General features: G+C 40.9%; 15 protein-coding genes. All 15 read right to left on the bottom strand.

Translation table 11 applies throughout. From position 1 onward, the window contains the following. Positions 1-28: 28 nt before the first annotated feature. On the bottom strand, positions 29-460 hold the full coding sequence (fliL, locus tag AB685_RS12255) for a flagellar basal body-associated protein FliL (protein ID WP_047970877.1): 432 nt from the start codon (positions 458-460) through the stop codon (positions 29-31). Next, a complete protein-coding gene (locus tag AB685_RS12250) occupies positions 447-665 on the bottom strand; it encodes a flagellar FlbD family protein (RefSeq protein ID WP_047970876.1) in 219 nt (72 codons plus the stop codon). Before AB685_RS12250 ends, fliL begins: the two co-directional genes overlap by 14 nt. Before the next feature lie 38 nt (positions 666-703). Beyond that, the gene (locus AB685_RS12245; RefSeq protein ID WP_047970875.1) at positions 704-2,185 is read right to left on the bottom strand and encodes a flagellar hook-basal body complex protein; all 1,482 of its coding nucleotides are present in this window, start codon (positions 2,183-2,185) and stop codon (positions 704-706) included. Positions 2,186-2,216: 31 nt separating this feature from the next. Continuing rightward, positions 2,217-2,870, bottom strand: coding sequence for a flagellar hook assembly protein FlgD (gene flgD / locus AB685_RS12240; protein WP_047970874.1), 654 nt, complete (start codon positions 2,868-2,870; stop codon positions 2,217-2,219). Then, positions 2,867-4,045, bottom strand: coding sequence for a flagellar hook-length control protein FliK (locus AB685_RS12235; RefSeq protein ID WP_047970873.1), 1,179 nt, complete (start codon positions 4,043-4,045; stop codon positions 2,867-2,869). The genes flgD and AB685_RS12235 overlap by 4 nt, the downstream gene beginning before the upstream one ends. 14 nt (positions 4,046-4,059) lie before the next feature. After that, complete coding sequence (locus tag AB685_RS12230; RefSeq protein WP_047970872.1) at positions 4,060-4,638, bottom strand: hypothetical protein; 579 nt, start codon at positions 4,636-4,638, stop codon at positions 4,060-4,062. 7 nt (positions 4,639-4,645) lie between these two features. Then, positions 4,646-5,095 (bottom strand): flagellar export protein FliJ, encoded by a 450-nt coding sequence (fliJ, locus tag AB685_RS12225; protein WP_047970871.1) that lies wholly within the window; start codon positions 5,093-5,095, stop codon positions 4,646-4,648. A 9-nt stretch (positions 5,096-5,104) separates the two neighbouring features. Continuing rightward, positions 5,105-6,415, bottom strand: a complete 1,311-nt coding sequence (gene fliI / locus AB685_RS12220) for a flagellar protein export ATPase FliI (RefSeq protein WP_047970971.1) — start codon at positions 6,413-6,415, stop codon at positions 5,105-5,107. Further along, a complete protein-coding gene (fliH, locus tag AB685_RS12215; RefSeq protein WP_047970870.1) occupies positions 6,415-7,191 on the bottom strand; it encodes a flagellar assembly protein FliH in 777 nt (258 codons plus the stop codon). The genes fliI and fliH overlap by 1 nt, the downstream gene beginning before the upstream one ends. Further along, positions 7,184-8,203: a flagellar motor switch protein FliG gene (gene fliG / locus AB685_RS12210; protein WP_047970869.1), complete on the bottom strand. Its 1,020-nt coding sequence runs from the start codon at positions 8,201-8,203 to the stop codon at positions 7,184-7,186. Before fliG ends, fliH begins: the two co-directional genes overlap by 8 nt. A gap of 21 nt (positions 8,204-8,224) precedes the next feature. After that, positions 8,225-9,817 carry a flagellar basal-body MS-ring/collar protein FliF gene (gene fliF / locus AB685_RS12205; protein WP_047970868.1) on the bottom strand — a complete coding sequence of 531 codons (1,593 nt, stop codon included), beginning with the start codon at positions 9,815-9,817 and terminating at the stop codon, positions 8,225-8,227. A 114-nt stretch (positions 9,818-9,931) separates the two neighbouring features. After that, entirely contained in the window at positions 9,932-10,228 is a 297-nt protein-coding gene (fliE, locus tag AB685_RS12200; protein WP_047970867.1) for a flagellar hook-basal body complex protein FliE, read from the bottom strand. Between the two features lie 15 nt (positions 10,229-10,243). After that, positions 10,244-10,696 carry a flagellar basal body rod protein FlgC gene (gene flgC / locus AB685_RS12195; protein WP_047970866.1) on the bottom strand — a complete coding sequence of 151 codons (453 nt, stop codon included), beginning with the start codon at positions 10,694-10,696 and terminating at the stop codon, positions 10,244-10,246. After that, positions 10,696-11,085, bottom strand: coding sequence for a flagellar basal body rod protein FlgB (gene flgB, locus AB685_RS12190; RefSeq protein WP_047970865.1), 390 nt, complete (start codon positions 11,083-11,085; stop codon positions 10,696-10,698). The genes flgC and flgB overlap by 1 nt, the downstream gene beginning before the upstream one ends. A 265-nt stretch (positions 11,086-11,350) precedes the next feature. Further along, positions 11,351-12,130 carry a GTP-sensing pleiotropic transcriptional regulator CodY gene (gene codY / locus AB685_RS12185; protein ID WP_047970864.1) on the bottom strand — a complete coding sequence of 260 codons (780 nt, stop codon included), beginning with the start codon at positions 12,128-12,130 and terminating at the stop codon, positions 11,351-11,353. Positions 12,131-12,148: the final 18 nt, after the last annotated feature.

Raw genomic sequence — 12,148 nt, 5'->3', positions numbered from 1 at the left:
CCTCCTATTTTCCATGGATCTCTCGGTGTTAATTTTGAAGGAGAAAGGAGGTTGTATAGACTTTCACGATTTCTCCATCCTGCATCACTTCATTGATTTTTTGTTGAATATCCTCTTCCAGCTGCGATAGACCTTTTCCACCCTCAAAGTCTGAAGCCGACTTGGTGGCAATTTCGTGAATCACAATGTTTTGCACTTGGAAATCTCGTTTCAATAGTTCTGATGTCGCCTTCTTGCTATCTGTTTGGACTTTCATCTTCAACCGGATATAACCTCCGCTTTCAAGATTTGTTGTTATCTCCTCAAAATCAACAGAGTATTTAATTATTTCATCAATGGTGGGCTCTCCCGCTGTTTCATCTGCATATAATCCATCCATTGTAACCAAGGCTATTACACCTAAAATTGATATGGTAAGAAGGATGATAATCATGGCATTGAGTAGTTTATTGCGAAACATCTTCTTTACCCTCCAAATGTGTTCCATGATGCATGTGAGCAAAAAACTCTTTGCATAGCAGAACCACTTCCTGCATTCTCTCTTTTACTATCACTTTTTTCCCGTTATTTAAGGTAATCATCGTATCTGGAGTTTCCTCTACCTGTTCAATCAGCCAAACATTGACTGCAAACGACTTCCCATTCAGCTTGGTCAACTTTATCATTGTAGTTGGGCTAAGCGGTTAAACTTAGCCCTCCCTCCTTAACGTTTCAGATTGACAAGTTCCTGTAAAATTTCATCCGATGTCGTGATGATTCTAGTGTTCGCTTGGAATCCTCTTTGTGCAGTTATCATCTCGGTGAACTCTTCGGATAGGTCGACATTGGACATTTCAAGAGTACCAGAAATGATGGCAGCAGCACCGTCATCACCTGGTCTGAACATTTCCGCTAGCTGAATCCCGTCCCCATTCTTATCCATTGTCCCTGAGTTGTTCGATTGCTGGAAAAGGTTTTCTCCGATCCGCTCCAATCCTGCATCATTAGGGAATTTCGCCAACATCAGTTGTCCAGCCACTTTCAAATCGCCAAACTGATCGATGAAGTTTACTTTTCCATCACCGGAAATACTGAAGCTTCTTGCATTAGGCGGTATTTGAATCAGACCCGCACTTCCGCTTAATGAGTCAGTCCATGTAGGCTGTTGGACCATTTCAGCTTTTGCTACAAAGTTTTCGAATGTTTTATAGGCAGTATCAAGGTTGGTCTTTACTGACTGTGCATGGCTTACAAGATTCGAAAGGTCATTGATATTGGCTGCTGCTGCAGTCGGTATATTTCCATTGTAATTCTGTACAACTGGATCTAGCAGTCTATAGACAATTTCACCTGTTTCATCTATGAAACTATCAATTCCGTCGTTTAAATTTCTTGCTGAATCAATGAAAGCAGTTGTTTCACCGGTATAAACATTCGTATAGAAATCGTTGAACTGATCAGCTGCATTATTGCGTGCTGTTTGGGCAGCTGTTGCCGCAGCAGCCAACTGAGGATCTGTACCACCTGATTCCTGGTCCGCTTTTAGTGCATCTTCGAACGTCCGTTGGGCCTCAAGGAATTTCATTGAAAGATCTAGAAACTTGTTTGTATCGTTCCTGAAGTCTCTGTACTCATCGAAGAATATTTCACCAGTATTCAATGCTGCATTCGATGCAGCGACTATGTTATCGTTAGGAATCCTTTTTTCTCCGGTCTCACCAATCAAATACATCCCGTTTGAATTGACAATGTAACCATTATTATCAAGATAGAAATTCCCTGATCGGGTATAGTTCATTGCAACCGCGTTGTTAATGGCTCCACCCAATATCTTGTTGTCACCATAGGCAGTATCACTATCAACATTTACTCTTGTAACATCTGCAATGGAGGCTACTGCGAAAAATCCATCCCCTGAAAGCGCTAAATCAAGTGGTCTTGCCGTAGTTTGCAGGGACCCTTGAGTTTGGATGGTATCAATTGAACCGATCATGGAGCCCAGACCGATTTGCTTCGCATTGACTCCACCCTTTCCTGCTGCAGGCCCACTTGCACCCGATAATTGCTGTACCATCATCTCCTGAAAAGTGGCTCTTCCCTTTTTAAAGCCATACGTATTGACATTCGCAATGTTGTTTCCAATTACATCTAATTTAGTTTGAAAGTTTCTTAGTGCACCGATACTTGAATACATGGAACGTAGCATGCTCTTTCCCCCTCATTTATATAAAGCTGTTTCACTGTGTAATTTTTGTGATGGCATCCATAGGTATTTTTTCATCTGACAGTCGTGCATCCGTTACAGTAAGGTGTGTTTTCCCATCTTTCATCAAGACAGAATTGACGGTTAAGTTCTCGAACATGTCCCCATCAAAGGTGATGGATATCTTTTTCCCTATTAGATGACTTGCATTTAAAAGGGAAGTATTTCCAGTTTGGGGATGATCTCCAGACTGATTCACTTTCATGATTTGCTCAACCGCTATCTCACTACCATCATCCATCACAAGCCTTGCTTTTCCATCTTGCATGGAAATGCTTTCAACTATTCCATTTTTCGTTTCAACAAACGGTTCGTCTTCAACAAAATACGTATGCTGCCACTGAAGGTTTGAACCAAGGTATTGCTGAAGAGAAAGTACGTTCATTTTGTTTTGTGTGTTAATAAACCCTTCCATACTTTTGTTCAAATTTGCCATCTGTTCAAGGGAGGAAAAGTTTGCCATCTGCGCAATGAATTCCCTGTCTTCCATCGGATTAAGCGGATCCTGGTTCTGCAGTTGTGCAATCAGTAAGCGAAGGAAATCGTCTTTTCCCATTACATTTCTTTCTTTAGATGCTTCAACAGGACGATTCTTGATATAAAGATCAGACGATATAGAATTTGTCATGTAATCTCCCCTACAGTGCTATTTATTTCCATCTCTTCTAGCAACACATCTTCAAATGATTGTTTGTCATCTTCATTGTTTTTGTACTGCTTAAAGGATTGCTCTGGATGGCCATCTTCCTCATTTGTTCCTTTGTGCTGCTGAGTGAATTTTTGGTCCTGGTCCTGAAAAACAACTTCAATCTTGTCCATATTCACATTTGCTTGAACCAAAGTCTGTTTCAGAGCACCCAGCCCACTTTCTAAGAGGGATGCAGCCGCCTTGGAATGCACGATAAGCTTTGTCACTAATCCATGTTGTGTTTCCTGCAGTTTAATATGTAACGTTCCTAGGTGCTCCGGTGCCAACCTGATTGTCATGGACTGGTTTCCATTAACAAGTCTTGCGGATGTTTTCGCCAGGATTCCTTCAAGTTTTTGCATTAGCTGTTCACGGGCAGCCTCATTGGATGTTGTATCAATGACCCATTGGATGGTTGCCTGCTTAGGAAGTTGCAGCATATTCATCGTAACTGGTCCATTATGAAGAACCGGTTCAATTGCAGGAACATTAACAGATAGACGAGTTGTCCCATTCTCCATGTTAAGGTTGGTCCTAGTATGCTCAACAGGTATCATCTTTTCTAGTTTTTTCTCTATCATACTCATAAGTTCTTTCAGGTTCAGGTTCGAGTGCTCCTTATTAGCCAGAGGTTTTTCTACTCTGTTCTCTTTTTCTCCAAAGTAGGCTTGCATGAACACCATAACTCTCTCCGACAGTTGCTGGAAAGGTTTAATTAGTTGTTCGGTTTTCTCCTGGACAGGTTGGGTAAAATCAGCAAGTAATGTCACCATCGCCATAACATCCTCTAACAAACCATAATAGCCTTCAGGTAGTTCTTCCATTTCTTGAAGATCATTTAACATTGAAAGCTGCATTGAAAGAATTTCATCCATTTCCTGTAACTGAGTCTCAACAGAGTGCACAATGCTCATCGCTTCGCCTTCCGCACTTCCCACTTTTTCCTGAGAGTGTAGCGAAAGCAAAGCAACGAGACTATTCGACAACGCAGAACGGAAGCTTTCGGATGTTTCTTGGGGAATCTGGTCTTTTTTCCCATTTCCATCCGTTTTCATCACCTGACCTGCATGACTGACATGGGCTTCACCAGTAACAAAAAAGTTCACTTTTTTCATCCCTTTCTATAAACCTATTCATTATTGGCTAGTAGTTCAGTAAACCTTGCAGCCTGCTTTGGTTCCAGTTGTCCAAGTATCGACGATGTTTTGGACGTGCTAATTTCATTTAAAATAAGGAGTGCCATCTCTTCTTCCATTTCCAAAATGATTTGAGCCGCTTTTTTCGTTGACATTCCTTCATAAAGTTTAGCCAACTCTTTTGTTGAGGTTTTTACCTCCTGTTTTTGTTGTTCCAGATCAGATATTCTTTTATTTGCCAGTTCAAGCTCAGAAACCAGCTTGGTGATTTCCCTCTGCTTTTCATTTATTTGCCTTTCCAAAAGAACGACTTCTTGAGGGGAGCTCCCAATATCTTTTATATCTTGTGGTGTGGAAGTCTCTTCTTCCATACTCGCTTTCTCAGAAGTACTAACTTCTTCTCTATCTGGCAGGAACGATTGGGCTACTTCAAAAACATTTCTTCCTTCATATGTTAGATAGCCTAGTACAATGACAACCGTGAAAAGAAGTGGAATGATAAACAGGTACAACAGTTTTTGCATAAAGGAGTATTTTCCTTCTATTTCTTCTGTTTGATTTTCTTTTTTCATGTTTTTCTCACCTATTCGTGTGTTGCGAATATTGAAGAATGGAGAGTTCGTCTATAAACGTTGCCTCCACTTTTAAATCATTTTGCTTCCAAAATTTCTTTTCTTTGTCATCCAACACTTCGTATTTTTTGCATTCCATAGATTGTTCCTTTAACTTTTCCTCTTTCAAGTTCATAAAAGCTCTGGCATGACTGACTTTCTTCTGCTGATGAAGCAAGTTTTTTTCCAGGTTTCCCATAAAAAATTGTTGCTGCTTAAGGCTCTCGATAGGAATCCCAACCTGAAGGTTAGTCTGTAAGCTCTGTTCCAATACTTCTTTTTTCTTTAATAGATCGTATAATGCTTGCCCTTCGGTTTCGAATTGGGAAATCGCCTGTTGGTATTCAGAACTTGCTTGCTCTTTTTCGGCTTTTTTCACAACCAGTATTTTTTCCAGACGCCCTTTTCTTACGGCCATGTCTTACACCTACTTCATAAGATTTGAAAGTTCTGCTTTTGTGTCAGCAAATCCCCATTTTTCTTCTACTTCCTGCTTCAAATATTTAATGATGGCCGGATAGGTCTGAATGGCATCATCAATTTCCCTCGAGCTTCCTCGTTTATATGCGCCAATATTGATAAGATCTTCTGCCTGATAATACTTCGAGAGTTTTTCTCTCAAGAATTCTGCAGCTCTTTTGTGTTCGGAATCCACAATATTATTCATTACACGACTTACGCTCTTCAAAACGTTTATTGCTGGATATTGTCCTTTGTTCGCAAGGTCTCGGTCGAGTACAAAATGCCCATCCAAAATTCCCCGAACTGTATCTGCAATCGGTTCATTCATGTCATCTCCATCTACAAGCACCGTGTAAAAAGCAGTGATGGAGCCATGTTGATTGGTGCCGGTTCTTTCCAACAATTTCGGAAGCATAGAAAAAACGGAAGGGGTGTACCCTTTTGTTGTCGGAGGTTCGCCAACAGCCAAACCTACTTCGCGCTGAGCCATAGCCACCCTGGTTACAGAGTCCATCATAAGCATCACGTTATACCCAAGATCCCTGAAATATTCGGATATGGCAGTTGCTGTGTAAGCCCCTTTAATCCGCATCAGAGCGGGCTGATCGGATGTTGCCACAATGACAATGGAGCGCTTCAACCCTTCCGGACCGAGATCACGTTCGATAAAATCGCGAACTTCTCTGCCACGCTCTCCGATAAGTGCGATCACATTTAGGTCGGCATGTGTATTTCTGGCTATCATTCCAAGAAGAGTACTTTTTCCAACTCCACTGCCGGCAAATATTCCAACTCTTTGTCCTTTACCGACTGTCAGTAATCCGTCTATGACTTTCACCCCTACCTCCAACTCTTCAGTGATCGATGGTCTTGTCATTGGATTAGGCGGTGCTTGATCTGTCGGGTATTTTCCTAGCCCCCTTGGTAATTCTTCACCAGGATCTAACGGCTTTCCGAGTGCATCAAGGACTTTGCCTCTAAGTTCTTCGCCAATTGTGATTTCCAAGGGATTATTGGTCGCTTCCACCATACATCCCGGGCCAATGTCCTGAATGTCTGTAAAGGGCATCAAAATAACATGTTCATCCCTGAATCCAACAACTTCCGCCTGGACAATTCTATTTTTCTTTTTATTGATGATAATATTACACATATCTCCAATGGAACTTTCCGGCCCTTTTGATTCAATCATGAGGCCGATTACCCTTTTCACTTTTCCATAACGCCTGTAGGGATTCATGCCATCTATCTCTTCCAACAACTCTTCCACCGTGATCATTTCGAAGACTCCGTTCTCACCAATTGAAGTAGATGCTCTTTAATTTCCACCAATTGTGTCTGTACCGAAACTTCCATTCTTCCTGCAGAAGAATCAATCCAGCACCCATCGTCGGCAAGAACCGCTTCAGGGTATATCGCAAGGTCATATTGACTGTTAATAATATTTTGTAAAAGCTGTTTATTTTGTATGAAATATGGGTATTGTTTAGGGCTAACATAAATCCTTATTTCATCTTTCTCTTTGACTTCTTTCAGAGCGGTTTGCACTAATTTCGTAAAAAAAGATGAATCAGATTCTAGTGTATGTCCGAGGATTTTCTCTGCGACTTTTATACTTAACAAGACAATGGATTCAATGGAGCTATCAAGTTTTTTCTGATGCTCCTCTTTGGCAAGGTCGATGATTTGTTGCGCTTCCGCCAACCTTTCTTCATATTGGGAGTGCGCTTCCTTTTTACCGTCTTGATAGCCTAGTTCTTGACCTTGAGCATATGCTTGTTGCTTCCATGATTCTTTCTCAATTTCCCATACCCTTTTATCTTCATCCATTTCCTTGAGAGCAAATTCTCTTTTTTGGTTTGCCTCTGCGACGATTTCAACAGCTTCCTGCTTTGCCTTGGCAATTGTCTGATTGATATATTCAATATTATGACCGATACCAATCTCCATTTGCGCTTCCGTCTGCTTTCTTGAAAAGATCGGGGCGACCTTTATGGCAACGGATCCTGTTTTTGCTTCATTCAGATAGGAGGATTTAATCAACTTAGACAATGATGTCATCTCCTCCACCGCGCGCGATAACAATTTCTCCTGCTTCTTCGAGCTTCCTGATAATGCCCACAATACGAGATTGAGACTCTTCTACATCTTTCAAGCGCACAGGCCCCATGTATTCCATATCGTCCTTCATGGTTTCCACCATTCGCTTGGACATGTTTTTAAAGACAATCTCTTTCACTTCTTCACTTGCTACCTTCAATGCAAGCATCATGTCTTCATTTTCCACATCACGGATGACTCTTTGAATCGCCATGTTATCCAACGTTACGATATCTTCGAAAACAAACATGCGTTTTTTGATTTCTTCCGCCAATTCCGGATCTTGAATTTCCAAGGAGTCCAGAATCGTTCTTTCAGTACTTCGGTCCACCTGGTTTAAAACATCTACAACAGAATCAATCCCGCCTGTGTTTGTATAATCTCTTGTAACAGTTGTCGAAAGCTTCCGTTCGAGTATCTGCTCGACCTCATTAATGATTTCCGGTGAGGTACTGTCCATAACCGCTATCCTTTTGGCGATATCTGCCTGAAGTTCTTGCGGCAATTCGGATAATATCTGACCCGACTTGGTCGGTTCAAGGTAGGACAAGACAAGAGCAATCGTTTGTGGATGTTCATTCTGTATGAAATTAAGGATTTGAGAAGCATCCGCCTTCCTTGCAAAATCAAATGGCTTAACCTGCAGGGACGAGGTGAGGCGAGTGATGATTGCCGATGCCTGATCTTTCCCTAAGGCTTTTTCTAGTACTGTTTTTGCGTAGCTTATACCACCCTGTGATATATAATCCTGGGCAAGTGCAATCTGATGGAACTCTTCGAGAACGTCCTCTTTAATGTGGGAGTCCACCGTTCGAACTCCACTAATTTCTAGTGTCAGTTTCTCGATTTCATCTTCTGATAGATGCTTGTACACGGAAGCCGAAACATCCGGACCAAGCGAGATTAATAAGATGGCCGCTTTCTGCTTATTCGTGAATGCTTTTGCCTGACTTGCTTTTGCCATTTATAGCTCCCCCTTTCCCCTTTATTCCGACAGCCATGAGCGTAACAGTTTCGCAAATTCATCCGGCTTTTCTTTTGCCATTTTTTCAAGTTGCTTTCTACGCGCAGTGCTTTCTGAATCTTTTCCATTGTTTATATCAGGTACATTAATTTGGACAGTTTCCTCTTCCACAAGTACTTCCTCTTCTTCTTCTTCGTCCTTTTTGCCTCTTCTTAAGAGTAGGAAGAGTAGAAGAAGTATAACAGCAAGCAGAATTCCAGCGGCTACATATACCCACGTCGGAATGATTGATTCTTTCATTTCTTCCATGTCCACTTTTCCATTGAACTGTTGGACAGAAACAACAATTTTCTCATCAATATTGGCCTGTTGAGGGTCTTCCCCCAACATGTTTTTATCAATTGTCGTTCTCACGATTGTACTTAATATTTGTCTAATATCCTCAACCGTATTGGCCTGGATGGATAATGGATCATCCGCTACCGGCGGCTCCACCATTACTTGAATTCCAAGGTCTCTTACTTTATATGGACTTTCTACAATTTCAGATCTTATTCTATTGACCTCATTGTTGATTCTTTCTTCCATTCTTTCATAATCACCACTACCGGCCCCACCGCCGGCTACATAAGCTGGGATGTCCGCTTCCCCTGCTCCCGGCACCCCACCTGCAGCGTCTTCACTGCCTGTATAGGTTTCCGTAATCCGTTCGACACTTACCGCAATACCCTCCATGTTTTCAGGATCAACAGGAGTTACAGTATTCTCTTCTCTTGCTTCTTGTGTGAAATCAATATCGGTTGTGACGGACACAACCACTTTGTTATATCCCATCATCATGCCTAACATTTGCTGAACTTGTCTTTGAATATCTCTTTCAATCTCTTTCTTCAATTGTAGCTGTGTCGATACATCGAATGAATTTCCAGTATTTTGATTATTTTTCAAGTCAAAGTACTCAAAGTTTTGGTTCATGATGACGATATTATCTGTAGAAAGATTTGGAATGCTTTTGGATACGAGATGATAGAGTGCATTAACATGATTCTGATCAAACTGATATCCAGGTTCATTATCAATAACAATCGAAGCCGATGCCTCTTGGGTTGCTTCTCTGACAAAGACACCCTCTTCAGGAAGACTCAACATTACCTGAGCACCTTTCACACCTTCAATACTTTTAACCAAATTGGCCAATTCCGTTTGCATCGCATCCAGCTTCATGATCCGGAATTCGTTGTCTGTCATTCCAAAGCCAGATCTTTCTCCAAAAAAACTATAGTCAATACTTCCACTTTTCGGAAGGCCCTCTGCCGCCAATTCCACTTTCAGCGAATCTACCGCTTGCTGTGGGACCAAAATGGCGGTCCCGTTATCGGTAATCTGTGACTGTATTCCTCTTCCATCCAATACCTCTTTAATCTGTCCGGTTTCCTGTACGGTCAAATCTTTGTAGAGAGGTGCCATATCTGTCTTGGTTAAAAAATATACAATAGCTGCTACAGCAAAGAAGGATACGATAACCGTACTGACCATACCCGTCTTTTGAGCATTGGTTCTATTACTCCAAAAGGAAGTAGTTTTATTTTTTATCTCTAGTAATCTCTCTTTCATTACGTCAATTCCCCCGGTTATTATCTTGCAGCAAGGTAATGCAGTAAATAACCGCATTTATTTTTCTATCTGTTAAAAACGCATATGTGAGTTTATCAAGAACCTATCCATTACTTATACTTGCATTCTCATTACTTCCTGATATGCTTCTACACCCTTGTTTCTGACTTCCATCGTAAGTTGCATCGCTACACTTGCTTTCTGTTGGGCAATCAAGACGTCGTGGAGTTCCACGCCTTCATTGTTGACCAACTTTGTTGTTATCTGATTGGATGCAACCTGTGAATTGTTCACTTCGTTTATTGCATTTTTTAAATATGATGAAAATTGCTGATGAACATCACCGCTGGTTTTCTGAACACTGTTTAGATTCTGAAACATCTGATTAGAATTAGCTACTTTTGTAATCATCTATAAGGCCTCCACTTATTTTCCAAGCTCCAACGTTTTCATCATGATGCCTTTAGAGGCATTGAAAACCGTTACATTGGCTTCGTATGATCTTGATGCACCCATAAGGTCCACCATTTCCTTTAATGGGTCAACATTCGGCAACTGTACATATCCCTCTTCATTGGCATCTGGATGCTCAGGGTCAAATACTAGCCGGAAAGGTGCGTCATCTTCTTTTATACTTGTAACCTTTACTCCGCTTCCGATTCCATTACCTGTTCCAGAAGCTTTCTGTAAAAAGGATTGGAAACTGTTTTCCTTCGGTGCAGTTTCTACCAGCTTTCTCTTATACGGCTCCCACTGCCCATTTCGATATTCCCCTCGTGTCGAGTCGACGTTTGCCATATTCGAAGAGATGACATCCATTCTAAGCCTTTGAGCAGTAAGTGCCGATGCAGAGATATTCATGCTTTTAAACATTGACATTATGCTCTGCCTCCTTTAATCACGGATTGCAAGGATTGAAACTTCCCATTCATCTGATCAATTAAAGTGTAATAATATATTTGATTTTCAGCCAAGTCTGACATTTCTTTATCGATATCGACATTATTCCCATTATGCGAGTAGGAATGAGCCGTTTTGTTTATTCTGAAAGAATCGTTGGTAATCCCCGAGAATTCCCTATGTCTGATATCTGTCCTATTTGATTGAAGTGCTCTCTGGAAAGTCTCACCAAAGTTGGGTCTAACATCTTTACGTTTGAAATTTGGTGTATCTACATTTGCGATATTGTGTGATATCGCTTTATGCTTATTTCCTGAATACTGTATTCCTTTTTCCAAAGCCACGATTGATGTCGAAAAAATCTTCATTAGTACCCCCATAAATAAATCTTTTGTAGCGAATTATATAAGTTTGTCGAAATATGTATGTATATTTTAATTGTAAATTAAGGGAACACATATGTCTATGTGTCAATTGTTAAAAAAAATCGTCAATTTGACTCATTTTACTAATAGGCATAAATACCTATTAAGGGTTTTTAGTATATAAATGCTCATTAAATCAACAAAAAAAGGTCCGACTCCACTGCTAAAATCGCAGTCTCAAGTCGGACCCTTTCTTTTAAATTTATATTTAGTGTGATTTCAATTTGGATAGTTCGAACAAGAATTTATCGTTAAGTACTTTAATGTAAGTACCTTTCATTCCCAGTGAACGGGATTCGATAACTCCTGCACTTTCCAGTTTACGGAGAGCATTAACGATAACAGAACGGGTTATCCCCACTCTATCGGCAATTTTACTTGCTACAAGCAGTCCTTCTTTTCCATCAAGCTCTTCAAAAATATGCTCGATTGCTTCAAGCTCACTATATGAAAGGGAGCTGATTGCCATTTGCACAACAGCTTTGCTTCTAGCTTCTTCCTCAATTTCTTCCCCTTTCTCACGAAGGATTTCCATCCCTACTACTGTCGCACCGTACTCCGCCATGATCAAATCATCATCAGAGAATGGCTCTTGCAGACGAGCAAGGATTAGAGTACCAAGGCGCTCACCACCACCGATAATCGGTACGATAGTTGTTAGACCTGATTTGAACAATTCTTTGTTCTCTATAGGGAAAGCAGTATATTCACTTTCCACATCCAAGTTGGAGGATGTTTCAGAAACATTGAACAGGTTCTTTGTGTATTCCTCAGGGAATTGACGGTCTTCTAGCATCTTGATCATACGTTCGTTCTCAATTTGCTGGTTGATGGAGTAGCCCAATAGTTTTCCACGGCGGGATAGTACAAATACATTGGCTTCAATGACGTTGCAAAGGGTTTCTGACATCTCCTTGAAGTTAACCGGTTTTCCAGCTGCTTTTTGCAGCATTGCATTGATTGTTCTTGTTTTTTGTAATAATGGCATTTTATTTCCTCCTAGAAT

The sequence above is a fragment of the Bacillus sp. LL01 genome (assembly GCF_001037965.1).
The sequence above is the reverse complement of the archived record's forward strand: the minus strand, read 5'-3'. Positions and strand labels throughout refer to the sequence as shown.

What these genes read in the sequence shown, in the direction of transcription:
- fliL (WP_047970877.1), bottom strand. Translation starts at nt 460, where the DNA reads ATGTTTCGCAATAAACTACTCAATGCCATGATTATCATCCTTCTTACC.
- AB685_RS12250 (WP_047970876.1), bottom strand. Translation starts at nt 665, where the DNA reads ATGATAAAGTTGACCAAGCTGAATGGGAAGTCGTTTGCAGTCAATGTT.
- AB685_RS12245 (WP_047970875.1), bottom strand. Translation starts at nt 2,185, where the DNA reads ATGCTACGTTCCATGTATTCAAGTATCGGTGCACTAAGAAACTTTCAA.
- flgD (WP_047970874.1), bottom strand. Translation starts at nt 2,870, where the DNA reads ATGACAAATTCTATATCGTCTGATCTTTATATCAAGAATCGTCCTGTT.
- AB685_RS12235 (WP_047970873.1), bottom strand. Translation starts at nt 4,045, where the DNA reads ATGAAAAAAGTGAACTTTTTTGTTACTGGTGAAGCCCATGTCAGTCAT.
- AB685_RS12230 (WP_047970872.1), bottom strand. Translation starts at nt 4,638, where the DNA reads ATGAAAAAAGAAAATCAAACAGAAGAAATAGAAGGAAAATACTCCTTT.
- fliJ (WP_047970871.1), bottom strand. Translation starts at nt 5,095, where the DNA reads ATGGCCGTAAGAAAAGGGCGTCTGGAAAAAATACTGGTTGTGAAAAAA.
- fliG (WP_047970869.1), bottom strand. Translation starts at nt 8,203, where the DNA reads ATGGCAAAAGCAAGTCAGGCAAAAGCATTCACGAATAAGCAGAAAGCG.
- fliF (WP_047970868.1), bottom strand. Translation starts at nt 9,817, where the DNA reads ATGAAAGAGAGATTACTAGAGATAAAAAATAAAACTACTTCCTTTTGG.
- fliE (WP_047970867.1), bottom strand. Translation starts at nt 10,228, where the DNA reads ATGATTACAAAAGTAGCTAATTCTAATCAGATGTTTCAGAATCTAAAC.
- flgC (WP_047970866.1), bottom strand. Translation starts at nt 10,696, where the DNA reads ATGTCAATGTTTAAAAGCATGAATATCTCTGCATCGGCACTTACTGCT.
- flgB (WP_047970865.1), bottom strand. Translation starts at nt 11,085, where the DNA reads ATGAAGATTTTTTCGACATCAATCGTGGCTTTGGAAAAAGGAATACAG.
- codY (WP_047970864.1), bottom strand. Translation starts at nt 12,130, where the DNA reads ATGCCATTATTACAAAAAACAAGAACAATCAATGCAATGCTGCAAAAA.